24 protein-coding genes are annotated in these 25,013 nt (G+C 68.7%); 17 read left to right on the top strand and 7 right to left on the bottom strand.

What is annotated here, in order from left to right:
* Nucleotides 1–579: 579 nt before the first annotated feature.
* Entirely contained in the window at nt 580–2,550 is a 1,971-nt protein-coding gene (gene mnmC / locus C5F75_RS00240; RefSeq protein ID WP_059580441.1) for a bifunctional tRNA (5-methylaminomethyl-2-thiouridine)(34)-methyltransferase MnmD/FAD-dependent 5-carboxymethylaminomethyl-2-thiouridine(34) oxidoreductase MnmC, read from the bottom strand.
* Between the two features lie 388 nt (nt 2,551–2,938).
* Here mnmC and C5F75_RS00235 point away from each other — a divergent pair, with 388 nt between their 5' ends.
* Nucleotides 2,939–3,217 carry an HU family DNA-binding protein gene (locus C5F75_RS00235; RefSeq protein WP_006401505.1) on the top strand — a complete coding sequence of 93 codons (279 nt, stop codon included), beginning with the start codon at nt 2,939–2,941 and terminating at the stop codon, nt 3,215–3,217.
* Nucleotides 3,218–3,345: 128 nt separating this feature from the next.
* Here C5F75_RS00235 and C5F75_RS00230 read toward each other — a convergent pair whose 3' ends face one another.
* Both C5F75_RS00230 and C5F75_RS00225 read right to left on the bottom strand, forming a co-directional pair.
* Nucleotides 3,346–4,659, bottom strand: a complete 1,314-nt coding sequence (locus C5F75_RS00230) for a GTP-binding protein (protein ID WP_011694012.1) — start codon at nt 4,657–4,659, stop codon at nt 3,346–3,348.
* Between the two features lie 167 nt (nt 4,660–4,826).
* Nucleotides 4,827–5,303, bottom strand: coding sequence for a lytic transglycosylase domain-containing protein (locus C5F75_RS00225; RefSeq protein ID WP_059580438.1), 477 nt, complete (start codon nt 5,301–5,303; stop codon nt 4,827–4,829).
* A 367-nt stretch (nt 5,304–5,670) separates the two neighbouring features.
* Between C5F75_RS00225 and gspD the strand changes: the two genes are divergently transcribed.
* Genes gspD through gspF form a run of 3 tightly spaced genes read left to right on the top strand, consistent with a single transcriptional unit; the run spans nt 5,671 to nt 10,731 of the window.
* A complete protein-coding gene (gene gspD / locus C5F75_RS00220; protein WP_060310251.1) occupies nt 5,671–8,013 on the top strand; it encodes a type II secretion system secretin GspD in 2,343 nt (780 codons plus the stop codon).
* Complete coding sequence (gene gspE / locus C5F75_RS00215; protein ID WP_059580435.1) at nt 8,010–9,509, top strand: type II secretion system ATPase GspE; 1,500 nt, start codon at nt 8,010–8,012, stop codon at nt 9,507–9,509. Before gspD ends, gspE begins: the two co-directional genes overlap by 4 nt.
* Before the next feature lie 4 nt (nt 9,510–9,513).
* Nucleotides 9,514–10,731, top strand: coding sequence for a type II secretion system inner membrane protein GspF (gene gspF / locus C5F75_RS00210; RefSeq protein ID WP_059580432.1), 1,218 nt, complete (start codon nt 9,514–9,516; stop codon nt 10,729–10,731).
* Nucleotides 10,732–10,767: 36 nt separating this feature from the next.
* Here the strand turns inward: gspF and C5F75_RS00205 are convergent, their stop codons facing one another.
* Entirely contained in the window at nt 10,768–11,178 is a 411-nt protein-coding gene (locus C5F75_RS00205; protein ID WP_011882773.1) for a hypothetical protein, read from the bottom strand.
* 180 nt (nt 11,179–11,358) lie between these two features.
* Between C5F75_RS00205 and gspG the strand changes: the two genes are divergently transcribed.
* The 8 genes from gspG to C5F75_RS00165 are packed head-to-tail and all read left to right on the top strand — an operon-like array spanning nt 11,359 to nt 17,334.
* Nucleotides 11,359–11,811: a type II secretion system major pseudopilin GspG gene (gspG, locus tag C5F75_RS00200; protein WP_027783126.1), complete on the top strand. Its 453-nt coding sequence runs from the start codon at nt 11,359–11,361 to the stop codon at nt 11,809–11,811.
* Nucleotides 11,812–11,850: 39 nt separating this feature from the next.
* Nucleotides 11,851–12,420 (top strand): GspH/FimT family pseudopilin, encoded by a 570-nt coding sequence (locus C5F75_RS00195; protein WP_059580429.1) that lies wholly within the window; start codon nt 11,851–11,853, stop codon nt 12,418–12,420.
* On the top strand, nt 12,417–12,824 hold the full coding sequence (gene gspI, locus C5F75_RS00190; RefSeq protein ID WP_059580427.1) for a type II secretion system minor pseudopilin GspI: 408 nt from the start codon (nt 12,417–12,419) through the stop codon (nt 12,822–12,824). Before C5F75_RS00195 ends, gspI begins: the two co-directional genes overlap by 4 nt.
* A 7-nt stretch (nt 12,825–12,831) precedes the next feature.
* A complete protein-coding gene (locus C5F75_RS00185; protein ID WP_060008867.1) occupies nt 12,832–13,491 on the top strand; it encodes a PulJ/GspJ family protein in 660 nt (219 codons plus the stop codon).
* A 2-nt stretch (nt 13,492–13,493) separates the two neighbouring features.
* Nucleotides 13,494–14,603 (top strand): type II secretion system minor pseudopilin GspK, encoded by a 1,110-nt coding sequence (gspK, locus tag C5F75_RS00180; RefSeq protein ID WP_059580677.1) that lies wholly within the window; start codon nt 13,494–13,496, stop codon nt 14,601–14,603.
* Nucleotides 14,604–14,629: 26 nt separating this feature from the next.
* On the top strand, nt 14,630–16,006 hold the full coding sequence (gene gspL / locus C5F75_RS00175) for a type II secretion system protein GspL (protein ID WP_059580420.1): 1,377 nt from the start codon (nt 14,630–14,632) through the stop codon (nt 16,004–16,006).
* Nucleotides 16,003–16,509, top strand: coding sequence for a type II secretion system protein GspM (gspM, locus tag C5F75_RS00170; RefSeq protein WP_054928223.1), 507 nt, complete (start codon nt 16,003–16,005; stop codon nt 16,507–16,509). Before gspL ends, gspM begins: the two co-directional genes overlap by 4 nt.
* Nucleotides 16,510–16,545: 36 nt before the next feature.
* Complete coding sequence (locus tag C5F75_RS00165; RefSeq protein ID WP_059580674.1) at nt 16,546–17,334, top strand: type II secretion system protein N; 789 nt, start codon at nt 16,546–16,548, stop codon at nt 17,332–17,334.
* A 24-nt stretch (nt 17,335–17,358) separates the two neighbouring features.
* On the opposite strand, the gene C5F75_RS00160 is transcribed toward C5F75_RS00165, so the two are convergent.
* Nucleotides 17,359–18,930 carry an efflux transporter outer membrane subunit gene (locus C5F75_RS00160; protein WP_059580417.1) on the bottom strand — a complete coding sequence of 524 codons (1,572 nt, stop codon included), beginning with the start codon at nt 18,928–18,930 and terminating at the stop codon, nt 17,359–17,361.
* Nucleotides 18,931–19,242: 312 nt separating this feature from the next.
* On the bottom strand, nt 19,243–19,527 hold the full coding sequence (locus C5F75_RS00155; RefSeq protein WP_059638559.1) for a hypothetical protein: 285 nt from the start codon (nt 19,525–19,527) through the stop codon (nt 19,243–19,245).
* A 174-nt stretch (nt 19,528–19,701) separates the two neighbouring features.
* Here C5F75_RS00155 and C5F75_RS00150 point away from each other — a divergent pair, with 174 nt between their 5' ends.
* A complete protein-coding gene (locus C5F75_RS00150) occupies nt 19,702–20,190 on the top strand; it encodes a MarR family winged helix-turn-helix transcriptional regulator (protein WP_059580411.1) in 489 nt (162 codons plus the stop codon).
* 177 nt (nt 20,191–20,367) lie between these two features.
* A complete protein-coding gene (locus C5F75_RS00145; protein ID WP_059580409.1) occupies nt 20,368–21,930 on the top strand; it encodes a DHA2 family efflux MFS transporter permease subunit in 1,563 nt (520 codons plus the stop codon).
* A 72-nt stretch (nt 21,931–22,002) separates the two neighbouring features.
* On the opposite strand, the gene C5F75_RS00140 is transcribed toward C5F75_RS00145, so the two are convergent.
* Nucleotides 22,003–22,929 (bottom strand): LysR family transcriptional regulator, encoded by a 927-nt coding sequence (locus tag C5F75_RS00140; protein WP_059580406.1) that lies wholly within the window; start codon nt 22,927–22,929, stop codon nt 22,003–22,005.
* Between the two features lie 141 nt (nt 22,930–23,070).
* Here C5F75_RS00140 and C5F75_RS00135 point away from each other — a divergent pair, with 141 nt between their 5' ends.
* From C5F75_RS00135 to fliL, 3 genes are all read left to right on the top strand, one after another.
* On the top strand, nt 23,071–23,544 hold the full coding sequence (locus C5F75_RS00135; protein ID WP_060008905.1) for a CidA/LrgA family protein: 474 nt from the start codon (nt 23,071–23,073) through the stop codon (nt 23,542–23,544).
* Nucleotides 23,545–23,557: 13 nt separating this feature from the next.
* A complete protein-coding gene (locus C5F75_RS00130; RefSeq protein WP_059580404.1) occupies nt 23,558–24,280 on the top strand; it encodes an LrgB family protein in 723 nt (240 codons plus the stop codon).
* A gap of 211 nt (nt 24,281–24,491) precedes the next feature.
* Nucleotides 24,492–24,992 (top strand): flagellar basal body-associated protein FliL, encoded by a 501-nt coding sequence (gene fliL / locus C5F75_RS00125; RefSeq protein WP_179231707.1) that lies wholly within the window; start codon nt 24,492–24,494, stop codon nt 24,990–24,992.
* The last annotated feature ends 21 nt before the right edge of the window (nt 24,993–25,013 follow it).

Below are 25,013 nucleotides of genomic sequence, written 5' to 3'. Positions count from 1 at the left end.
TTGTTGTGCTCGACGACGGCGGTACATGGGATCCGCCTGTTCCACCACAGGGCGGAACGTCGTTCAGGTTGCCGATCTGGATTGTCGGCCTGGTGTGTGAACGGACTGCGCAGTCCCGAAGATTCAGATTCGAAACCGTGCCGACCGTTCCATTGAAGCATGTCCGGCGCCTGGCCGAACGAACGCGAAGGAAACCGATTGTGCCACAGCTTTTTCGCTCCGGAACCGATTGAATCGACTCGCGGCGCTGTGCGGCACCGCAGGTCTTTGGTTTCAAAGGTTTACCTGTATATATACGTAGTAGAAGTTAACAAAGGACGCACAGTTCTGTGGATAACTCCGGTTTACATCGGCGGATCAATGGGTTGGCGAAACCATAACCGGTTGCACAGGCTGTTCGTGCACAGGCATTTGAATTGAGCAACTTTCGGGCCGCCGCGCAGCTGTGCCGAGTTGCCCAGTTTACGTCCACTGTGATTGCACACGAAGTGCGTACGGATTCCACGCGGTTATCCACAACGTCGCGTGGATAACCTTGCACGGAAAAATCGGGAAACTGTGAAGAAGGTGCGCGATCGGTCAGCCGGCCGAGCCCACGCGGCGGGCGCGCAGTGCGCGGATCAGGAAGCGGGCGGGATCGACCGCGTCGGCGAGTTCGCGCTCGAGCGGCCAGGGCTCGCCCTCGAGTTGCGAGGCGATCAGCTCGGCGCCGAGCGCCGCCCACACGAGGCCGCGCGAGCCGAAGCCGAATGCGCCGTAGAGCCCGGGCAGGCGCGGCAGGTCGCGCGCCTGCGCACCGGCCAGCGCGCGTGCGTTCGCGGTAGCCTGCGCTTCGTCGGCGAGCGGGCCGACGAGCGGCAGGCGGTCGCCGACGACCCAGCGGAACGCCACGCGGCCGCGCAGCGTGGCGGGATCCGGCACCTCGCCGATCAGGCCCGGCAGCAGGCGCCGCACGCGCTCGAGGTTTTCGGCATGGCCGGCCGCGCGCATCGCGGGATCGGTATCGTCGGGTTCGAACGTCGCGCCGATCAGCAGCGTGCCGTCGTCGAGCGGGACCGCGTAGCCGTCGCCGATCGCCGGGCACGGCAGCGGCGCCGTCGTGCCCGGCGGCAGCAGCGTGAGCTGGCCGCGCACCGGTTGCAGCGCGACATGCTGGAGCCCGGCAAGGCGCGCGGCGTCGCCCGCGTTCGCGAGCACGACGACGGGCGCGTCGGCCAGCGTGGCCCCTGTCTCATCGAGCGCATGCCAGGTGTCGCCCCGCCGTTCGAGCCCTGCGACGCGGGTGGACGCGAGCAGGCGCACGCGCTCGCCGGCCGCCGCATATTGCGCGGCGCACAGCCCAGCCGGCCAGACGGCGCCGCCGTGCGGAAACAGCAGGCCGCCGTGCGCGACCGGCAGGTTCAGATGTGCGCGCGCGGCGTCGGCGTCGAGCAGCGTCACGTAGTCGGACGGCGCGCCAAACGCCTCGAACGCGTCGCGCATCCGCGCGAAGTCGTCGGCCGATTCGGCGAGATGGATCATCCCGTGCGTGCTGCGTGCGAACGCATGGCCCGCGTGTTCGAGCGCGCGCCAGCGTGCGATCGCGTGCAGGAAGCCGCTGCGCGTGAGCCGGCTCGCGACGTTGTCGTCGCGCGTCATCAGCGGATGGAATACGCCGGCCGGATTACCCGATGCTTCGCTGGCGATTCGTTCGTGCCGTTCGATCAGCGTCACGTCCCAGCCGCGCGCGGCCAGGCGTTCGACCACCGCGCAGCCGGCGAGGCCCGCGCCGATCACGATCGCGCGGCGCGTCGCGACGGGCAGCGCGCGTGGCGGCTCATGCCGGCGCGAGCGCCAGCGCGGCGCATAGTCGCCGACGAGCATCGCGTACTTGCCGGCGAGCCCGGGCATCTTGCGATACGTGAATCCCGTTTCGACGAGCGCTTTTTTCACCATGCCCGCGCTCGAGTAGGTCGCGAAGGTGGCCTCTTCCGCGGCGACGCGCGCGAGTGCGCGGAACACGTCGACCGACCAGAGATCCGCATTTTTCGCCGGCGCGAAGCCGTCCAGATAGAACGCATCGGCGCGCGCGACGAGTTTTGGCAGCAACGCGCACGCGTCGCCGAAACCGAGCGTCAATACGACCCGTCCCGCGTCGAACTCGAGCCGGTGCAGACCCGGCACGAGCATCGGCCACGCGTCGGCCAGCAGCGCGGCTTCCGCCGAGATGGTTGTGTTCGCAACGATATGGGAAAGCGCGCGGCGCAGGTCGTCGCGCGAAAACGGGTGCTTCTCGAACGAGACGAAGTGCAGCCGCTCGCAGCGCGCGGGATCGTCGCGCCACGCGGCCCAGGTCGCGAGGAAGTTGGCGCCCGCGCCGAACCCCGTCTCGACGATCGTGAAGGTGCGGCGGCCTTGCCAGCGCGCCGGCAGCCCGTTGCCGGCGATGAACACGTAGCGCGCCTGCGCGAGCGCGCCCGCGACGTTGTGATAGATGTCGCCGAACTCGGGCGAGACGAGCGTGCCGTCGTCGCGAACGGCGAACGTGGCGGGAACAAGTCGGTCGGGCATGCGAAACAAAAAACGTGGCAGCCAAGCCTGGCAAGGGATTGCGGGCGGCCGTCCGAGCGGCCGTTGGAAAGGGGCAACGGCGCGACGCTCGGGCGGACCGCGCTGCGCATCCCGTCCGGTTGGCGCAGGTCAAAAAACGGTCAATCGACGATTCATTCGGCGAAATACCGATGAAAATCTTTGAAACCCTTGTCGTTATTGGGTTTGCGCTGCGCTATCATAGCAACGCCGTACCGCGGGGTGGCCGCCGGCAAGCCGGAGGGCGCGTCGCGCGGGCCAGGATTCGGCGCTGTGTCGTCGGAGTCTGACTCTCGACGGCACGGTTCGCGCACGTATAATCGGCGCGTTCGCGCTGTTCGTGTCAACCTAACCTGATAAAGGAACCTTAATGAACAAACAGGAACTGATCGACGCCGTCGCCGCCCAAACGGGCGCCAGCAAGGCTCAAACCGGCGAAACGCTGGACACGCTGCTCGAAGTCATCAAGAAGGCCGTGTCGAAGGGTGATGCGGTTCAGCTGATCGGCTTCGGCAGCTTCGGTTCGGGCAAGCGCGCAGCACGTACGGGCCGCAACCCGAAGACGGGCGAAACCATCAAGATCCCGGCAGCCAAGACGGTCAAGTTCACGGCCGGCAAGGCGTTCAAGGACGCCGTCAACAAGCGTTAAACCCGCGCCTGTTCCGGAAAAACCCGCCTCTCGGCGGGTTTTTTGTTGGGCGCGCGCGGCATTTTCGCCACAGTTCGCGCCGCTCTTGCAAAAGTTAACGGTTACTTTTACAAGCCGTTACCACGCGATCACGCATGCACGATCTGCGTGTCGCCGTGATCGTCGTCGTCGTGGGAATCGACGTCCCACGCCGGGAACGGATCGTCGAACGCGGCCCATCCCGCCGCGCCGAGCGCGAACTCCGCATCGGTGAGCAGGCACGCGTCGAGTTTCGCACGCCATGCATCGGCGTCGAGCGCGATGCCGATCAGCACGAGTTCCTGCCGGCGATCGCCGACCGTGCGATCGTCGAGATCGCCGAGCCATTCGGTGCGGATTTCGGCGAGCAGCTCGTCGTCGTCCGGCCATTCCGCGCGATCCTGCGCCGCCCACCACAAACCCGCCGGGCCATGCCGGCATACGCCGCCCGCCTGCGACAGCGAACCGGCGATGTCGTTGCGCGTCGCGAGCCAAAAGAAACCCTTGCTGCGCAGCACGCCCGGCCACTCCTGGTGCAGCAGCGCCCACAGCCGTGCCGGGTGAAACGGACGGCGCGCGCGGTAAACAAAATTGCCGATCCCGAATTCGTCGGCTTCGCCGTGCACGTGCGCATGATGGTCGTCATGGCAGTCGGGATCGTCGCAATGCGTGTGATCGTGATCGAGCGACGCGAGCCAGCCCGGCGCATTCGCGGCTTCGTCGAAATCGAAGCGGCCGGTGTTCAGCACTTCGTCGAGCGGCACGTTGCCGAACGTCGATACGACCTGATGCGCGCGCGGATTCAGGCGCGCGAGGATGTGCTGCAGGCGCGCGAGATCGTCCGCGCCGACGAGGTCGGCCTTGTTGATCACCAGGACGTCGCAGAATTCGATCTGCTCGATCAGCAGTTCGACGAGCGTGCGGTCGTCGTCTTCCGACGCGGCGATGCCGCGCGTCGCGAGCGCGTCGTCGGAGCCGTAGTCGCGCAGGAAGTTGTACGCGTCGACCACGGTGACGAGCGTGTCGAGCCGCGCGATGGCCGACAGCGACGCGCCGTCGTCGTCGACGAACGTGAACGTTTCGGCGATCGGCATCGGCTCCGCGATGCCGGTCGATTCGATCATGATCGCGTCGAAGCGGCCTTCGGATGCGAGGTTGCGGATCTCGACGAGCAGATCGTCGCGCAGCGTGCAGCAGATGCAGCCGTTCGACATTTCGACGAGGCGCTCCTCGACGTGCGACAGCGCCTGCGCATCGCGTACGAGCGACGCGTCGATGTTGACCGCCGCGAGATCGTTGACGATCACCGCGACTTTCAGGCCCGCGCGGTTCGCGAGCACGTGGTTGAGCAGCGTGGTCTTGCCGGCGCCGAGGAAGCCGGACAGCACGGTGACGGGCAACGGCTGTTTCATTGCCGGATTCATGATGATTTGCACCAACGGAAAAGATGAAAAAGCGGCCGCGGCGCCCTGGCGGGGCGCGATCGGCCCGCGCACGGGCGAAACGGCGGCGTCAGCCCGCATTGTGCATCAAACGCGCGCGGCCGGCCCGGCGCCGGCCGGCCGGCATCAGCCGGCGACGCGGCGCGGAATCACTGAGCGGCCTGAGTGGTCTGAGTCGTCTGCACGGGCGGCAGCAGCTTCCATTGCGCCAGGATGCCGGCGATCTGCCGCGCGTACTTGTCACGCAGCGACGGCGTTTCCGAATGATAGGCGCCGACCGCCTGCCACGTGTTGCCGTAGCGGTTCATCTTCTGTTTGAGATGCCACGCGGCGATGTACACGTTCTTGCACGGCTCCATCAGCGTGTCGCGGCCGATTCCGTAGCGCGACAGCGTCGGCAGGTGGATCGAATTGATCTGCATCAGGCCATAGTCGACCGAGCCGTTCGTGTTCTTGTTCAGCGCATCGGGCCGGTTGCGCGACTCCTGCCAGGCGATCGCGCGCAGGATCAGCGGATTGACCTGCTGATACCTGGCCGCTTCGTCGAAACAATCCGCGCGCGCGTTGCCGCTGGCGAACCATGTGCCAGCGGCGATCAACGCGATCGAAGCGAACCGTCTGTTCATCGTGCGAAAAACGAAAAGGAATGGCGCGAAGCTCGGGAAAACCCGTGCGTGTTATTAGTGCGACGAGAAACGTGCCGCCCGTATCATACCGGCAGACCGTCGAATTGCGACAGGCAGGAATACGGCAGCCCGGTTATACCGCATTTTCGTGTCGGCTCATCGCAAAAAAGCGTGAGGGCCGCCGCGCGAAGGGTTGCGCCGATCCTTACATATTGCATACGATTTACCGCACGCATGTCGTATGTGAGACAGTCTTCGGATCAATGTGATATTTCGGACATGAAAAACTGCTAATGTCGCCCTTTTCGGACTTGGATCTCAGCACTACCGCCGGAAGTGGCCTGAGCCGGCATCGACCCATTTATCCATGACAAGAAATCGCTTCGTTATGCGGCGTGTTGCCACGACCCTGCTCGTGGCCGGCATCATCGTCTCGCAGGCCGCCTACGCTCAGGTCACGCTCAACTTCGTGAATGCGGACATCGACCAGGTCGCGAAAGCGATCGGCGCCGCGACCGGCAAGACCATCATCGTCGACCCGCGTGTGAAGGGTCAGCTCAACCTCGTGGCCGAACGGCCGGTGCCGGAAGACCAGGCGCTGAAGACGCTGCAGTCCGCGCTGCGCATGCAGGGCTTCGCGCTCGTGCAGGATCACGGCGTGCTGAAGGTCGTGCCGGAAGCCGACGCGAAGCTGCAGGGCGTGCCGACCTACATCGGCAACGCGCCGCAGGCGCGCGGCGACCAGGTGATCACGCAGGTGTTCGAGCTTCGCAACGAATCGGCGAACAACCTGCTGCCCGTGCTGCGGCCGCTGATCTCGCCGAACAACACGGTGACGGCCTACCCGGCGAACAACACGATCGTCGTGACCGACTATGCGGACAACGTGCGCCGCATCGCGCAGATCATCGCGGGCGTCGACAGCGCCGCGGGCGCGCAGGTGCAGGTCGTGCCGCTGCGCAATGCAAACGCGATCGACCTCGCCGCGCAGCTGCAGAAAATGCTCGACCCGGGCGCGATCGGCAACAGCGACGCGACGCTGAAGGTATCGGTCACGGCCGACCCGCGCACCAACGCGCTGCTGCTGCGTGCGTCGAGCGCGTCGCGCCTCGCAGCCGCGAAGCGCCTCGTGCAGCAGCTCGATGCGCCGAGCGCGGTGCCCGGCAACATGCACGTCGTGCCGCTGCGCAACGCCGATGCGGTGAAGCTCGCGAAGACGCTGCGCGGGATGCTCGGCAAGGGCGGCAACGACAGCGGCTCGTCGGCGTCGTCCAACGATGCGAACAGCTTCAACCAGAACGGCGGCTCGTCGTCGAGCGGCAACTTCTCGACCGGCACGTCGGGCACCCCGCCGCTGCCGTCGGGCGGCCTCGGCGGTTCGTCGTCCTCGTCCGCGTATGGCGGCGGCTCGTCCGGCGGCGGCCTTGGCACCGGCGGCCTCCTCGGCGGCGACAAGGACAAGAGCGGCGACGACAACCAGCCGGGCGGGATGATCCAGGCCGACTCGGCCACCAATTCGCTGATCATCACCGCGTCCGATCCGGTTTACCGGAATCTGCGCTCGGTGATCGACCAGCTCGACGCGCGGCGCGCGCAGGTCTATATCGAAGCGCTGATCGTCGAGCTGAACTCGACGACGCAGGGCAACCTCGGCATCCAGTGGCAGGTCGCGAGCGGCCAGTTTCTCGGCGGCACGAACCTGAACCCCGGGCTGGGGCTGGGCAACAGCATCATCAACCTGACGGCGGGCGGCGTGACCAACGCCGCCGGCGGGATCACCGGCGGCGGGCTGGCCTCCAACCTCGGCTCGCTGAGCCAGGGGCTCAACATCGGCTGGCTGCACAACATGTTCGGCGTGCAGGGGCTCGGCGCGCTGCTGCAGTATTTCGCGGGCGTGAGCGACGCGAACGTGCTGTCGACGCCGAACCTGATCACGCTCGACAACGAGGAAGCGAAGATCGTCGTCGGCCAGAACGTGCCGATCGCGACCGGCTCGTATTCGAACCTGACGAGCGGTACGACGAGCAACGCATTCAATACCTACGACCGGCGCGACGTCGGCTTGACGCTGCACGTGAAGCCGCAGATCACCGACGGCGGGATTCTCAAGCTGCAGCTCTACACGGAGGATTCGGCGGTCGTCAGCGGCACCACCAACGCGCAGACCGGGCCGACCTTCACGAAACGCTCGATCCAGTCGACGATCCTGGCCGACAACGGCGAGATCATCGTGCTCGGCGGCCTGATGCAGGACAACTACCAGGTGTCGAACAGCAAGGTGCCGCTGCTCGGCGACATCCCGTGGATCGGCCAGTTGTTCCGCTCGGAATCGAAGCAGCGCGCGAAAACCAACCTGATGGTGTTCCTGCGCCCGGTGATCATTTCCGATCGCAGCACCGCGCAGGAAGTCACCGCGAACCGCTACGACTACATCCAGGGCGTGACGGGCGCGTACAAGTCGGACAACAACGTGATCCGCGACAAGGACGACCCGGTCGTCCCGCCGATGCCGCTGGGCCCGAGCCAGGGCGGCACGCCGGCCGGCAACCTGTTCGATCTCGACAAGATGCGCCGGCAGCAGTTGCAGCGCCAGGTCGCGCCCGTGCCGGCGCAGCCGTTGCCCGAAGCGACGCCCGCGCAGCCGCAAAGCGTGCCGCAGCAGGCGGTGCCGCAACAGCCGCTGACCACCGCGCCGGGAGCCTCGCAGTGAGCGACGTGCTCGCGTCCTCCGCCCACGACGGCGCGCCGGGCGAGCGCCAGCCGCCGTCGCCGCTGGCCGCGCGCCTGCTGCCGTACGGCTTCGCGAAGAGCGGCCAGGTGCTGATCGCGCATCAGCTCGACGACACGCTCGAGGTGTGGATCAGCGAACGCACGAGCGACGCCGCGCTCGCGGAGATCGCGCGCAACTTCGGCTCGATCGCCGTGCACCGCGTGCCGGCCGACGAACTCGCGCAGGCGATCAACCAGGCCTACGCGCGCCAGGACGGCAGCGCCGCGCAGGTGGTCGGCGAGGTCGAAGGCGAAGTCGACCTGTCGCGGCTGATGCAGGACATCCCCGAAGTCGAGGATCTGCTCGAATCGGAAGACGACGCGCCGATCATCCGGATGATCAATGCGCTGCTCACGCAAGCGGCCCGCGAACAGGCATCCGACATTCACATCGAGCCGTTCGAGAATGCGTCGGTGGTGCGCTTTCGCGTCGACGGCACGCTGCGCGACGTCGTGCGCCCGAAGAAGGCGCTGCACGGCGCGCTGATCTCGCGGATCAAGATCATGGCGCAGCTCGACATCGCGGAGAAGCGCCTGCCGCAGGACGGCCGCATCACGCTGCGCGTCGGCGGCCGGCCGGTCGACGTGCGGGTGTCGACGCTGCCGACCGGGCACGGCGAGCGCGCGGTGCTGCGTCTGCTGGAAAAGGACGCGCAGCGCCTGAACCTCGAAGCGCTCGGGATGGGCCGCGATACGCTCGTCCAGTTCGACAAGCTGATCGGCCGCCCGCACGGCATCGTGCTCGTCACCGGCCCGACCGGATCGGGCAAGACGACCACGCTGTACGCGTCGATGTCGCGGCTCGAAACCGCGACGACCAACATCATGACCGTCGAGGACCCGATCGAATACGATCTCGCCGGCATCGGCCAGACGCAGGTGAACGAGCGGATCGGGATGACTTTTGCCCGTGCGCTGCGCTCGATCCTGCGACAGGACCCGGACGTGATCATGATCGGCGAAATCCGCGACCTCGAAACCGCGCAGATCGCGGTGCAGGCGTCGCTGACGGGCCACCTCGTGCTCGCGACGCTGCACACGAACGACGCGGCGTCCGCCGTCACGCGTCTGACAGACATGGGCGTCGAGCCGTACCTGCTCGCTTCGTCGCTGCTCGGCGTGCTCGCGCAGCGCCTCGTGCGCCAGCTCTGCCCGGTCTGCAAGGAAGAGCGGCACGAGGAAGGCCGTACCGTGTGGCATCCGGTCGGCTGCGACAAGTGCGGGCATTCGGGGTATTCGGGCCGGCGCGGCGTCTACGAACTGCTGCTGGTCGACGAGTCGATCCGCGCGCTGATCCACCGCAACGCGGCCGATGCCGAGATCCTGGCCGCCGGCCGCGCGGAAGGCATGCGCACGCTGCGCGACGACGCGGAGCGCTGGCTCGCGGCCGGCGCGACGTCGCTCGAGGAAGTGCTGCGCGTGACGGGAGGCGCATAGCGCGATGCCGGCATTCCGTTTCGAAGCAATCGATGCGGCGGGACGCGCGCAGAAAGGCGTGATCGATGCCGACAGCGCGCGCGCCGCGCGCGGCCAGTTGCGCACGCAGGGGCTCACGCCGCTCGTCGTCGAGCCGGCCGCGAGCGCCACGCGCGGCGCGCGTTCGCAGCGGCTCGCGTTCGGCCGCAAGCTGTCGCAGCGCGAACAGGCGATTCTCACGCGCCAGCTCGCGAGCCTGCTGATCGCAGGGCTGCCGCTCGACGAGGCGCTCGGCGTGCTGACCGAGCAGGCCGAGCGCGACTACATCCGCGAACTGATGGCCGCGATCCGCGCCGAAGTGCTCGGCGGCCATTCGCTCGCGAATGCGCTGGGCCAGCACCCGCGCGATTTTCCGGAGATCTACCGCGCGCTGGTCGCGGCCGGCGAGCACACCGGCAAGCTCGGCATCGTGCTGTCGCGCCTCGCCGATTACATCGAGCAGAGCAATGCGCTCAAGCAGAAGATCCTGCTGGCGTTCACGTATCCGAGCATCGTCACGCTGATCGCGTTCGGCATCGTCACGTTCCTGCTGAGCTACGTCGTGCCGCAGGTCGTCAACGTGTTCGCGAGCACGAAGCAGCAGTTGCCGATCCTCACGGTCGTGATGATGGCGCTGTCGGAATTCGTGCGGCACTGGTGGTGGGCGATCCTGATCGCGGTCGCGCTCGTCGTGTGGTTCGTGAAGACGACGCTGTCGCGCGCCGGGCCCAGGCTCGCGTTCGATCGCTGGGTGCTGACCGCGCCGCTCGCGGGCAAGCTCGTGCGCGGCTACAACACGGTGCGCTTCGCGAGCACGCTCGGCATTCTGACCGCGGCCGGCGTGCCGATCCTGCGTGCGTTGCAGGCGGCCGGCGAGACGCTGTCGAACCGCGCGATGCGCGCGAACATCGACGACGCGATCGTGCGCGTGCGCGAAGGCTCCGCGCTGTCGCGCGCGCTGAACAACGTGAAGACGTTTCCGCCGGTGCTCGTGCACCTGATTCGTTCGGGTGAAGCGACGGGCGACGTGACGACGATGCTGGATCGCGCGGCCGAAGGCGAGGCGCGCGAGCTGGAGCGCCGCACGATGTTCCTGACGAGCCTGCTGGAGCCGCTGCTGATCCTCGCGATGGGCGGCATCGTGCTCGTGATCGTGCTGGCCGTGATGCTGCCGATCATCGAGCTGAACAACATGGTGCAGTGACGTGGCGGCCCGATTCCGCGTGCCGGGCCGCGGCCGTCAGCGCATGTAGATCGCGGGGGACGGCGTGTTCGCCGGGAGCTGGACTTCGGCGCGCGCGCCGTTGCGGTCGACGATGATCGAGCGGCTGCGCACTTCGGCGAGCTTCGCGCCGGGCGCGAGCTCCGCGCCGAGCGACACGGCGCGCGGCGGTTCGCCGCCGATGCCGACGATCGCGGCGCCGCCATGATCGAGCGCGAGAATGCCGAACAGGTGGATGTCCTGGACGGGATTCTTGTCGAGCTGGCCGCCGAAGAGCGCGGCGGCGTCCTCGGTGCGGATCGGCAGCCGCGCGGCGGCGGCGGGCAGCGGCGCTTCGCGGGCCGACAGCGTGACGACCCAGTAGGTGGCCGTCGCGCACAAACCCGCGAAGAGGGCGAGGGAAAGGATCCGGATCGAGAGCGCGTTCATGCGCGCTATTGTACGGATGTATGTGAAATTTGCGTTGGGTGAAAGCCCTCGGCGATGCGCGCCTTACAATGCGGGCTCCGCGCCCGGGGTATCGGAAGCCTGTCGTCAGGCCGGCATTCCGGAATGCCCGTCGGGTGCGTCACTCAATCGACGACATTTTTTGGAAAGAGGTAGTCAGTCATGCAAACGTGGATCACTCGCCGCAACGCGGCCGTGCGTCGTCAGCGCGGTTTCACGCTGATCGAGATCATGGTGGTGGTCGCGATCCTCGGGATCCTGGCGGCGCTGATCGTGCCGAAGATCATGAGCCGCCCGGACGAGGCGCGCCGCATCGCCGCGAAGCAGGACATCGGCACGATCATGCAGGCGCTCAAGCTGTACCGTCTGGACAACGGCCGCTATCCGACGCAGGAACAGGGCCTGAACGCGCTGATCCAGAAGCCGACCACCGATCCGATCCCCAACAACTGGAAGGACGGCGGCTATCTCGAGCGCCTGCCGAACGATCCGTGGGGCAACGGGTACAAGTACCTGAACCCGGGCGTGCACGGCGAGATCGACGTGTTCAGCTACGGCGCCGACGGCAAGGAAGGCGGCGAAAGCAACGACTCCGACATCGGCTCGTGGCAATGAGCCGGCGCTGATCGCCCCGACGTTTCATTCCCGTTCTTCATGCTCGCCATTCGCACGACCTCCCGCTGCGGCCGCGATTGCCGTGTGCGTCGCGGTGCGGTGCCGTCCGTCCCGGCGGGCGCCGATGGCGGCTTGACGACACCCCGCGCGGCGCGGCGTCGCGCGCGCGGTTTCACGCTGCTCGAAATGCTGGTCGTGCTCGTGATCGCGGGGCTGCTCGTGTCGCTCGCGTCGCTGTCGCTGACGCGCAATCCGCGCACCGACCTGCGCGAGGAAGCGCAGCGCATCGCGCTGCTGTTCGAGACGGCCGGCGACGAAGCGCAGGTGCGCGCGCGGCCGATCGCGTGGCAGCCGACCGCGCACGGTTTCCAGTTCGACGTGAGCTCGCCCGACGGCTGGCGCACGCTGCGCGACGACTTGCTGCGCCCGCGTGACTGGGACGGCGGCGTCACGGGCGCGGACATCGATTACCCGGGATCGGACACGCGCGCGAACCGCGTCGTGTTCGGCACCGAGAGCATCGACACGCCGGTGCGCGTGACGCTGCATTCGGCCGCCGGCAGCGCGACGATCGTCGGCACCGGCAACGGCCGCTACGAGGTGCAATGACGATGCGTCGTCGCCTGCCCTTCCCCGCTTCTTCCGCCCGCGGCTTCACGATGATCGAGGTGCTGGTCGCGCTCGCGATCATCGCGGTCGCGCTCGCCGCGTCGATCCGCGCGGTCGGCACGATGGCGACCAATGCGTCCGACCTGCATCGCCGCCTGCTCGCCGGCTGGAGCGCCGACAACGCGCTCGCGCAACTGCGGCTCACGCATGCGTGGCCGGAGGTCGGCGAGCAGAGTTTCGACTGCTCGCAAGGCAACGTGCAGCTCGTCTGCACGCAGCGCGTGAGCACCACGCCGAACCCGGTGTTTCGGCGCGTGCGGATTTCGGTGAGCATGCCCGGCCGTTCCGGCGTGCTCGCGCAGATGGTGACGGTGGTCGCGAATGAAACCAGCCGTCCGCTCTGACGCGCCGATGCGACGCCCGTCCGCCCGTGCCGCCCGCGGCTTCACGCTGATCGAGCTGATGATCGCGATCGCGATCCTCGCGGTGGTGGCGATCCTCGCCTGGCGCGGGCTCGACCAGATCATGCGCGGCCGCGACAAGGTGGCCGCCGCGATGGAGGACGAGCGCGTGTTCGCGCAGATGTTCGACCAGATGCGCATCGACGCGCGGCTCGCCGCGACCGACGACGAGGCCGGCCAGCCGGCGATCGGCGTCGCCGGCAATACGCTGCAGATCGTGCGCGAGCTCGACGTGCCGGGCGTCGCGCCGCGGCTGCAGGTGGTCCGCTACCGGATCGCCGGCGGGCGCGTCGTGCGCTATGCGTCGCCGCCGGTCGACGACACGAACCGGCTGCGCACGATGCTGAAGGACAGCAGCGTCGAAGGCTGGAGCTGGGTCGCGCTGATGGGCGGCGTCGGCGCGATCGACGCGAAGCTGTACGTGCCGCGCGTGGGCTGGACCACCAACCTGCAGACGGCCGACGAAGCGCTCGCGCAGAACAACGACGCGCTCAAGGTGCCGCAGCTCGGCAACGCGCCGCCCGCGCGCGCGGTGACCGGGCTGCAGGTCAGCATCGGCGCGACGTCGCTGCGCGTGCCGGTCACGCGCATCTTCCTCGTCGGGGAATGACGATGCGTGCGCGCCCTTTCCGTCGAATGCCTGCCCGCCGCCAGCGCGGCGCGGCGATCATCACCGCGCTGCTCGTGGTCGCGCTGTCGGCGATCCTCGTGTCGGGGATGCTGTGGCGCCAGCAGGTGCAGATCCGCCGCATCGAGAACCAGCGCGTGATCGCGCAGGCACAGTGGGTCGCGCGCGGCGCGCTCGACTGGACGCGAATGATCCTGCGCTCCGAAGGCGACACGGCGCCCGGCATCACGTATCTCGGCGGGATCTGGGGCGTACCGATCGCGAAGACGAAGCTGTCGGATTTCCTCGGCCGGATCGGCGCGCCCAACGAGACGGGCGGCGACGACACCTACCTGTCCGGCTCGATCGAGGACGCGCAGGCGAAGTTCAACCTGCGCAACCTCGTGTCGTCGCCGGCGCCCGGCGTGCTGCAGTTGAACGTCACGCAGATGCAGGCGTTCCAGCGCCTGCTGACGACGCTCGGCTACGACAGTGCCTTCGCGAAGCGCATCGCGCTGCAGGTGCGCGCGGGGCTGCTGCATTCGGCCACGCGATTCCAGATGCCGAACCTGCCCGGCGGCGGCGGCACCGCGGCGAATGCCGCGACCGCACCGGTGACGAGCGGCGACATGCAGGGCAGCGGCTTCACCGACGATCCCGGGATGGCCGGCGGCGAGCGCGGGCCCGCGCCGCTGATGATGACGCGCGTCGACAGCCTGCTCGACGTCGACGGCGTGACACCCGAAATGGTCGCGCGGCTGCGCCCGTTCGTCACCGTGCTGCCGACCACGACGCCCGTGAACATGAACACCGCGCCGGCCGAAGTGATCGCCGCGCTGATACCGGGGATGAGCGTGTCGTCCGCGCAGGCGCTCGTCGCGCGCCGCGAGACCGTGTTTTTCCGAAACGTCGGGGACGTGCAGCTCGCGCTGCGCGGCGCCGGCGCGCCGCCGAACGTGACGATCGACTCGAGCCTCGTCGACGTCAATTCGAGCTATTTCATCGTGCATGGCCGGATCCAGCACGAACGCGCGGAGGTCGACCGTACCTCGCTCGTGTATCGTGATCCGACCACGCACTCGACGCGGATCGTGCGCATCCGCGATCAGCTATAACGACGCCAATCGGGAGAGGAGCGCTTGTGAGCACGTTGATTGTTTCTTTGCCGCCGCGCGAGCCGGCCGTGCCGCTGCAGGAATGGCAGTGGCCCGAGCTGCCGTTCATGCTCGTCGACAAGGCCGGCCAGGTGCAGCGCGCGGGCCGCGCCGCGCTCGCGCTGTTGCCGCGCGCGAACGCAACGGTGCTGATCGTCGCCGCGCGCGACGTGCTGCTGCTGGCCGCGACCGTGCCGCCGCTGAAGGGGCCGAAGCTGCGTCAGGCGCTGCCCAACATCGTCGAGGATCAGTTGATCCAGGATCCGCTCGGCTGCCACATCGCGCTCGATCCGGCCGCCCTGCCCGACGGGCGCCGCGTGCTGGCCGTCGTCGACCGCGCGTGGTTCCGCACGATCTGCGACGCGTTCACCGCTACCGGCCACCGGCACCTGAGCGCGGTGCCCGCGACCCGCTGCCTGCCGGCGCCGCGCGCGCCGGCCGAAGCGGCATCCGCCGCCGCGCTGGCCGACGGTGAGGCGATCGACGCCGCCGCGCTTGCCGCGGACGCCGCCGAGCCGCCTGCCCGCCCGGCCACGGTCGCCGCGGTGCTCGGGCTCGCGACGGCGGTCGAGCCGGTGCTCGTCGAAGCCGGCGCGCTGCCGGCGGCGGCCGGTGCGCCGCGCCTCGAGCTGGCGGTCGCGCGCGGCGCGCTCGGCGAAGGCTTCGCGGCGCCCGCGTCGCGCGCGGCCGGCACGCTGGCCGCGCTCGCGGGCGGCGGCGCCATCGAACTGTACGAACTCGGCGAACCGGGCGCGGAGCCGCGGCTCGCGTCGGTCGGCCGCGCCGACGCGCCGCTGCTGCCGGGCGCCGCGCCGCTGTCGTTCGACACGTTCGCGCGCCGGGCGCTCGCCGAGCCATTCGATCTGTGCCAGTTCGAATTCGAGTCGCAGCCGTGGCGCTTCGATCGCGCGACGCTCAAGCGCCTGCGCGTGCCGATCGCGCTGGCCGCGGCGACGCTCGGCGTCGCGGTGATCGGGATGAACCTGCACTGGTGGAAGCTGTCGCGCGAGCGCGATGCGCTGTCCGCGCAGATCACCGAGACGCTGTTGTCCGCGTTCCCGAAGACGACCACCGTGCTCGATCCGCCCGCGCAGATGCAGCGCCAGCTCGACCAGCTTCGGCTCGCTGCCGGCGAGCTGTCGCCGAACGATTTCCTCGCGCTGTCGAGCGGCTTGTCGCGCTCGATGGGCGCGTTGCCGCTGAACGGCATCGCGTCGCTCGACTATCACGACCGGCGGCTCGACGTCGGCTTCAAGCCGGAGGTCAAGGTCGATCCCGATTTCACGCAGCGCCTCGCGCGCAACGGACTGTCCGGCGAAGTCGACAGCAACACGGGCAAATGGACGATCCGGAGCCGCTCATGAAAACCGAACAACTGAACCAGACGCTCGCCCAGTTCTGGGGCGAACGCACGCCGCGCGAGAAGACGCTGCTCGGCTGGGGCGGCGCCGTGCTGGCGGTCGCGATCGCGTATTCGGTGCTGTGGTCGCCCGCGCAGGAAGGCCGCGCGCGGATCCAGCGCGAGCTGCCGGCGATGCGTCACGAACTCGCGCAGATGACCGCGCAGGCGAACGAGGCGAAGTCGCTGGCGGCCGCCGCGCAGGGCGTCGCGCCGACCGGCCTCGCGCTGAAGGATGCGCTGACCGCGTCGCTGTCCGATCACGGGCTGCAGGGCGCGCAGGTGCAGATCGTCGGCAATGGCGTGCAGATCCAGATGAAGAACGTGTCGTTCCCGGCGTGGACCCAGTGGCTCGACGATGCGCGCCGGCAATTCAAGGTGCAGGTCGGCGAGGCGCATGCGACGGCGCTGAAGGAGGACGGCCAGGTCGACCTCACGGCCGTGATGCAACCTTCCGTCCAGAAATAGATGACGGCAGTGGATGACGCATACGAAGGCCGGCCGATGCGGCCGTGGGTGAGACGGCTCGTCACCGTATTGCCGTGGGTGCTGGCAGGCGGTCTGGCGACGGCGGTGACGCTCGTCGCGCTCGCGCCGGCCGCATGGATCGCGCCGCAGTTCGCGCGTGCGACCGGCGGCCACGTGAATCTCGTCGATCCGGAAGGCTCGCTGTGGCACGGCTCGGGCACGCTGATGCTCGCGCCGGGCGCCGACCAGAGCGCGGCGACGCTGCTGCCGGGCCGGGTCGAATGGACCACGCGCTTCTGGCCGTTGCTGACCGGGCGCGTGCAGATGCGCATGCGGCAGACCGAAGCGATGCCCGATGCGGTCACGCTCGATGCGACGTGGCGCGGCGCGGTGCTGTCGGCGGGCGCGATGGCGGTGCCCGCGTCGCTGCTCACGGGGCTCGGCACGCCGTTCAACACGCTGGATCTGCAGGGCGACGTGCGGCTCGCCTGGAGCGACTGGCGGCTCATCGGCAGCAACGCGTTCGGCCAGCTGACGGTGACGATCGATTCGATGAGTTCGCGCGTGTCGCGCGTGAAGCCGCTCGGTTCGTACCGCGCGGTATTGCAGGCGAAGGGCGCGGGCGCCGATCTCGACCTGTCGACGACACAGGGCCCGCTGTTCCTCGACGGGCACGGCAGCTTCGGCCCCGGCCAGGGATCGTTCCGCGGGACCGCGCACGCGGCGCCCGAGCAGCAGGCGAACCTCGCCGGGCTGCTGAACCTGCTGGGCCACCCGATCGGCAACAACCAGGTTTCGCTGATCTTCGGCGACGCGCAGCGCTGAACGCGCGCGTCGCCCGCTTCCCTTCTACTTCTGCGCGAGCGGCGCGGCGGCCGACGGTGCGGTGGCCGCGGGCGCGGCCGCACCGGACGCCGGCAAAGGCGCCGGCGCCGCCATGTCGCCGTTCTCGCGCGCCATTTCCGATACGTTCCAGCCGCCGCCGAGCGCCTTCACGAGCCCGACCGACGACACCATCCGCTGCCCGGCGATCGTCGCGAGCTTCTGCTGCGCGGTGAACGCGGTGGTCTGCGCGGTCAGCACGTTCAGGTACGCGACCGTGCCGGCCTTGTACTGGTTCGTGACGATCGCGAGCGCGTGCTCGGCGCTGTCGACGGCTTGCCGCTGCACGTCGATTTCCTGCGCGAGGATGCGCTGCGACGCCAGGTTGTCCTCCACGTCCTGGAATGCGGTGAGCACCGCGAGACGATAGGCGGCGACGTCCTGGTCGTAGGTCGCGCGCGCGGCGTCGGTCTGCGCGGCGCGCAAGCCCGCGTCGAACAGCGTGGCCGCGAGCTGCGGGCCGACCGTCCAGAAGCGTGCCGGCAGCGTGAACAGCTGCGACCACACCGAACTCTGGAAGCCGCCGCTGGCCGACAGCGTGAGCGTGGGGAAGAACGCCGAGATCGCGACGCCGATCTGCTCGTTCGCGGCCGCCGCGCGGCGCTCGGCCGCCGCGACGTCGGGCCGGCGCTCGAGGATCGCGGACGGCACGTCGACCGGCGTGACCGGCGGCTCGGCCGCGAGCGGGTTCGGCGGCAGCGAGAAGGTCGACGCGGGCTCGCCGATCAGCGTCGCGATCGCATGCTCGTACTGCGCGCGGGCGACGCCGTTGTCGATCTGCGCGGCCTGCGCGCTTTGCAGCTGCGTCTGCGCCTGGATCACGTCCGCGCGCGCGGCGACGCCCTGCGCGTACTGGTTCTGCGTGAGCTGCAGCGACCGTTCGTATGATTTCACGGTGTCGTCGAGCAGCTTTTGCAGCGCATCGGACGTGCGCAACTGGAAATAGGTCTGCGCGAGCAGCGCCTGCTGCGACAGCCGCGCGTTCGCGAGATCTGCCGCGGCGGCCGCTTCACCGGCGCGCTGCGCGCTGACGGTGCGGCTCACCTTGCCCCATAGATCGGGCTCCCAGCTGGCGTCGAGGCCGACGCTGTAGCTGTTGTTGATCGATCCGGTCGACCCGCTGCCGAAATTCGACGACGAGCCCGACGACAGCGACGTGCGCGGCGTCCGCGCGCGCGAGCCCGATGCGCTCAGCCCGACGGTCGGGAAATACGCGGCGCGCGCCTCGGTGACGAGCGCGCGCGCCTGCCGGTAGGCGGCGGCCGATTGCGCGATGGTCTGGTTCGACGCGTTGAGCTTGCCGATCAGCGCATCGAGCTGAGGATCGTTGTAGACCGTCCACCACGCGCCGCGGTCGGCCCGATCGGCGGGCTGCGCGACTTTCCAGCCGGCCGGCGCTTCCTTGAAGGCGGCGGGAATCGACGTGTCGGGCCGGTGATAGTCGGGCCCGACGGCGCAGCCGGCGAGCAGCACGGCCGTCGCAATGGCGACGGCGGCGCTCAGCGGGCGAACGGCGCGCGGGAGGGAAGCGTACGGCATGGTGGTTTTCCTGTCTGGGCGCGACGGCCGGCGAGCGGCGCCGCGCGATGCGGTCATGCGGTGCGGTCGTTGGCCGCTGGCGGACAAATGGTAACTGACGGCGGGAAAGCCGCGCAGCCCTAAGGGTACGGTGGGCTGCGGCCCGGATGTGTTACCGGCGCGGGCGGCCGGTTTACCGGCCATTACGGCCGGCTTGCGGGAAAACGGGCGTGCGAATGGACATCCAACGGACGGACGCCAGCGGTAGCGCGCGACGCGGCCGGCGATCGGGCGGGACAGTGTGGAAAGCGGGCGCGCGGCGGCGTCAGTGTGTCAGTGGCAGCGCACGGGCACCGCGACGGGTTTGGCGGCGGCCGGCCATGTCGACGGCTCCGTCGCGGCCGGCTGGCTCGTGCGGCGGGCGCCGCCCTTCGCGTTGCGCTGCCGGCGATGATCGAACCATGCGAACCCGAGCGCCGCGAGCGAGCCGCCAGGCACGACCAGCATCGTCACGTACAGCGCGATCTTCCAGCCGCGGTGCGGCCCGGAGAACACATGATGAGCGGTATCGGTCAGGTTGCGGCGCAGCGCGCCGGCGGCATTTTTCAGGAACAGCATCGCGAACATCCTCGGGTGCCCGGCAGTGCGGGCCAATCGGTCAGAACATAGTCTCCGGCGGTGCAACATGCACGTCGTAACTGGTTGACTTAAATAATATTGACTAAGCAATCATTTTTCAAGATACTGGGCGCGTTTTAACCCGAAACGCACTATTGCTGCGCGCGCAATCGTATGACCGGCGGCCTCTACGATCCCGAGAACATCGCGCTGGAAACGAGCCTCGGCTATTACCTGTCGAAGGCGAAGCAGGCGCTCGTCGAGCGGATGGATCGCGCGCTCGAGCCGCTCGACCTCACCGCGCAGCAGATCGGCGTGATCCTGCTGCTGTCGCGCGGTTACGCGCGCACGCCGTTCGAACTGTCGCGCAAGATGTCGTACGACAGCGGCTCGATGACGCGCATGCTCGACCGGCTCGAACGCAAGGGGCTGATCGCTCGCGCGCGCAGCGAGCAGGACCGCCGGATGATCGAGCTGACGCTGACCGACCGCGGCATCGAAGCCGCCCGCGCGCTGCCGTCGCTGGTCGCGACCGTGCTCAACGCGCAGCTCGAAGGCTTCTCGGCCGACGAACTCGCGACGCTCACCGGCCTGCTGCAACGCTTCATCGCCAACGGGCCCGGCTCGACCGGCTGCCCGAAGCCCGACGAACCCGACTGCTGATGCACGCGGAGCCCCCATGTCGCAGTTAAACATTCGCTTATTTCTCTGTCTGGGCAGAAGATGACAAGGCACCCGCTCCGCTTTTCCCCTTTTTCCTTCCACCCGGCCGGGCCGCGCTGCGTCGCGCGTCCGTGCGTTGTGCCGGCGCGTCGCGCGCGCCGCGTCTAGGAGATTCCGATGTCCGCCACCACGGCATCCGCCCCCTCCCCCGCCGCCGAACCGGCGCCGCTGACCGGCGGCGCGCTCGCGCTGCTCACCGTCGGGCTCGCGCTCGGCACCTTCATGGAAGTGCTCGACACGTCGATCGCGAACGTCGCGGTGCCGACCATCTCGGGCAGCCTCGGCGTCGCGACGAGCGAAGGCACGTGGGTGATCTCGTCGTACTCGGTCGCGTCCGCGATCGCGGTGCCGCTCACCGGCTGGCTCGCAAGGCGGGTCGGCGAAGTGCGCCTCTTCACGCTGTCGGTGCTCGCGTTCACGATCGCGTCGGCGCTGTGCGGCCTCGCGTCGAACTTCGAGACGCTGATCGCGTTCCGATTGCTGCAGGGCCTCGTGTCGGGGCCCATGGTGCCGCTGTCGCAGACGATCCTGATGCGCAGCTACCCGCCCGCGAAACGGGGGCTCGCGCTCGGGCTATGGGCGATGACGGTGATCGTCGCGCCGATCTTCGGCCCGCTCCTGGGCGGCTGGATCAGCGACAACTACACGTGGCCGTGGATCTTCTACATCAACCTGCCGATCGGCGTGTTCTCGGCGACCTGCGCGTACTTTCTGCTGCGCGGCCGCGAGACGAAGACGACGAAGCAGCGGATCGACGCGATCGGCCTCGCGCTGCTCGTGATCGGCGTGTCGTGCCTGCAGATGATGCTCGACCTCGGCAAGGACCGCGACTGGTTCAACTCGTCGTTCATCGTCGCGCTCGCGCTGATCGCGGTCGTGTCGCTCGCGTTCATGCTCGTGTGGGAGGCGACGGAGAAGGAGCCGGTGGTCGACCTCACGCTCTTCAAGGACCGCAACTTCGCGCTCGGCGCGCTGATCATCTCGTTCGGCTTCATGGCGTTCTTCGGCTCGGTCGTGATCTTCCCGCTGTGGCTGCAGACGGTGATGGGCTACACGGCCGGCAAGGCGGGCCTCGCGACCGCGCCGGTCGGGCTGCTCGCGCTCGTGCTGTCGCCGCTGATCGGCCGCAACATGCACCGGCTCGACCTGCGGATGGTCGCGAGCTTCGCGTTCATCGTGTTCGCGGGCGTGTCGCTGTGGAACGCGACGTTCACGCTCGACGTGCCGTTCAACCACGTGATCCTGCCGCGACTCGTGCAGGGCATCGGCGTCGCGTGCTTCTTCGTGCCGATGACGACGATCACGCTGTCGAGCATCTCCGACGAGCGGCTCGCGAGCGCGTCGGGGCTGTCGAACTTCCTGCGTACGCTGTCCGGCGCGATCGGCACGGCCGCCAGCTCGACGTTCTGGGAGAACGACGCGATCTACCACCATGCGCGGCTGTCGGAATCGGTGAGCGTCTATGCGCAGAACACGACCGATTACCAGGGCGCGCTCGCGCAGCTCGGCATCGTCGGGCAGACGGCCAACGCGCAGCTCAACCAGCTCGTCACGCAGCAGGGCTTCATGATGGCGACCAACGACTTCTTCCACCTGTCGGCGGGCGTGTTCATCGCGCTCGCGGCGCTCGTGTGGATCACGAAGCCGAAGAAGGGCGCGGGGCCGGCGATGGGGCATTGAGGGCCCGACGGGCGGCCGTCACGGCCGCCCTTTTTGTTTCACTGTCCGCTTCATCGCCCGGCGGCCCCCCCCTCACTCCCGCGCCCGTAATCCCCCGAACGCCAGATCGTCGGCCGGCGCGAGCGGCAGCGTCGCCCGCGCGACGTCGAGCCACGCGCGCGCCGCGTGCGACAGGTAGCCCTTCTTCAGCCAGCCGAGCGCGATCGCCCACGTGATTTCCGGCTCGACGATCGGCCGGCACGTGAACTGGCCCGCGTCGAGCCGCCGGCAATACGGCTCGGGCAGCAGCGCGATGCCGACACCCGCATGCACGAGCGCGGCCATGAAATCCCAGTGGCCGCTGCGGCTCACGATCGACGGCGTGAAGCCGGCCTGCCGGCACGCATCGAGCACCGCGTCGTGCAGCGCGAGGCTTTCCGCATAGAACACGAACGATTCGCGCGCGAGATCCGCGAGCGGCACGGCCGTGTGATCCTCCCAGCGCGACTCGCGCGGCGCGACGAGCCACAGCGGCGCGCGCACCATCGGCAGCCGCTCGAACGTGCCGGGATCGACCGGCTCCAGCAGCCCGCCGAGCTCCAGCTCGCCCGACGTCAGCGCGGCCTCGATCATCCGCGCGCCCTGCTCGAACAGCTTCAGCTCGATGTTCGGGTAGCGCTGCTTGTACGCGGCGATGATCGGCGTGAACAGCGAGCCGCCGAGCGGCGGAATGCCGATCGTCAGCTCGCCGCGCCCGAGCGTGCCGAGATCGTTCAGCTCCGACTGCAACTGCGCCTGCGCGGCGAGCACGTCCTGGCCGCGCTGGAACACGATCCGCCCGGCGTCGGTCAGCACCATCTGCCGGCCGTCGCGCAGCAGCAGCGGCGAACCGATCTCGTCCTCCAGCGCCTTCACCATCTTGCTGATGGTCGGCTGCGTGACGAACAGCCTGTCGGCCGCCGCGGTGAAGCTCTGCTGGCGAACCACCTCGACGAAGTACCGCAGCGCGCGCAATTCCATCGATCACTCCCCAGATTGGTGCAACCACGTCAAAACGAATTCCGGATTGGAATGATAAGGATAGAGACAAGTCATTTTATTTATGGTTAGGGGAAACCCTATACTGACGCCATCGACAGAAACATCCGTATGGAGCCCGCCATGAACCAGCCGACCGCCACTGCCGCCGCCCGCTCCGCCGCTTCGGGCAGCCTCGCGCACACGGGCCGGATCGTGCTGCAGGCCGCCGCGCTCGGCGTGCTGTGGATGGCGGTCGACTGGGCCGTGCGCAAGGTCGGGCTGCCGATTCCGTCCGGCGTGATCGGCCTCGCGGTGCTCCTCGTGCTGCTGTTCTCGGGCCGCGTCGCACCGGCGTGGGTAAAGGACGGCGCGAACTGGCTGCTGTCCGACATGCTGCTGTTCTTCGTGCCGGCCGCCGTCGCGGCCGTGCAGTACGGCGGGCTGTTCCGCGAGGACGGCTGGCGCATCGCGCTGGTGATGCTCGCCGGCACCGCGTTCGTGATGGTCGCGGTGGCCGTCGCGGTCGATCTCGCCGCGAAGCTCGAACGCCGGCTCGCCGCACAACGCGTGTTCGCCGAGCGCCGCCGCGCGCGCCTGAGCGCCGTCGCACACTGAGCCGGAGCCTTCCATGCTCGCCGCGCTATCGAACCTGCCCGCCGACCGCGTGAATACCGCGATCTCCGTCGGCTGCTTCGTGCTGACGGTCGTGCTGTATTTCGCGTCGAAGCGGCTCTACGCGTACAAAAAGACGCTGCTGTTCTCGCCGCTCGTGTTCGTGCCGGGCGTGCTGGTGCTGCTCGTGCTGCTGACCGGCATCCCGTATTCGGTCTACTTCCGCGACACGCGCTGGCTGATGTGGCTGCTCGGCCCGGCGACGATCGCGTTCGCGGTGCCGATCTACGAATACCGCGACCTGATTCGCCGGCACTGGCTGTCGTTGTCGGTCGGCGTCGCGGTCGGGATCGCCGCGGGCGTGTGCGGGTCGCTGCTGCTCGCGAAGCTGCTGCATCTGTCGCCCGAGCTGCAGCGCTCGCTGATGACGCGCTCGGTGTCGACGCCGTTCGCGCTCGCCGTGTCGGACAAGATTCACGCGCCGAAGGACCTCACCGCCCTCTTCGTGATCGCGACCGGCATCTGCGGAATGCTGCTCGGCGAGCTCGTGCTCGCGCTCGTGCCGATGCGCACGCGGCTCGCGCGCGGTGCGCTGTTCGGCGCGGCCGCCCATGGCGTGGGCACCGCGAAGGCACGCGAGATCGGCAGCGAGGAAGGCGTCGTGTCGAGCCTGACGATGATGATCGCAGGCGTCGCGATGGTGCTGATCGCGCCGCTGCTCACGCTGCTGCCGATCTGACGCCCGACGGGCAGGCGCCGCCGCCTGCCCTTTTCTCCGCGCGGCCGGTTCCGCCCCGCTGGGCCGCCTGCGCCGCCGTTCCCCCCTGCATCGAGCCGGCGCCGAGCCGACAATCGGCTGAGATAGCCGCAATTCCCCCCTCTTTTCCGCCCATCGGCCTCGGCCCGGATGCCGAACAATGCATGCTACGAGACATCACGCACGCATTCACATGGCCACGACCGCAACCCCGACCGCCGACAAGCCGGCTTCCTCCGGCAAGTTCAAGCGCATCGCGCTCATCGCCGTCATCGCGCTGGGCGCGGCCGCCGCCGCCGCCGGCGGCATGTACGTGTTCCTGGGCAAGGCAGGCGTCGGCCATGCGAGCGCGCCCGCCGAGCCGGCGCCGCTTGCCGCGCCGGTGTTTTTCCCGCTCGACCCGATGACGGTGAACCTGCAGTCCGACGACGGCGTGCAGCACTACCTGCGCGTGGGCCTGTCGCTGAAGCTCACCGACCCGAAGGCGCAGGAGCAACTGACCGCGCGGATGCCGGAAATCCGCAGCCGGATCCTGCTCGCGCTGTCGAACAAGCATCCCGAGGAGCTCGCGACGCCGGACGGCAAACGTTCGCTCGCGAACGAGCTGCGGGAGCTGATCGCGCAGCCGACGCAGCCGGGCAACCAGCGCGCGAAGGTCGACGAGGTGCTGTTCACCGAATTCGTCGTCCAGTAACGCGGCCGCGAAAGGAGCGCG

Source organism: Burkholderia anthinoferrum, from assembly GCF_002925705.1.
In the GTDB taxonomy this organism is placed as follows: domain Bacteria; phylum Pseudomonadota; class Gammaproteobacteria; order Burkholderiales; family Burkholderiaceae; genus Burkholderia; species Burkholderia semiarida.
Note: the sequence above shows the minus strand (reverse complement) of the source record. Positions and strands in the feature narration are given on the sequence as shown.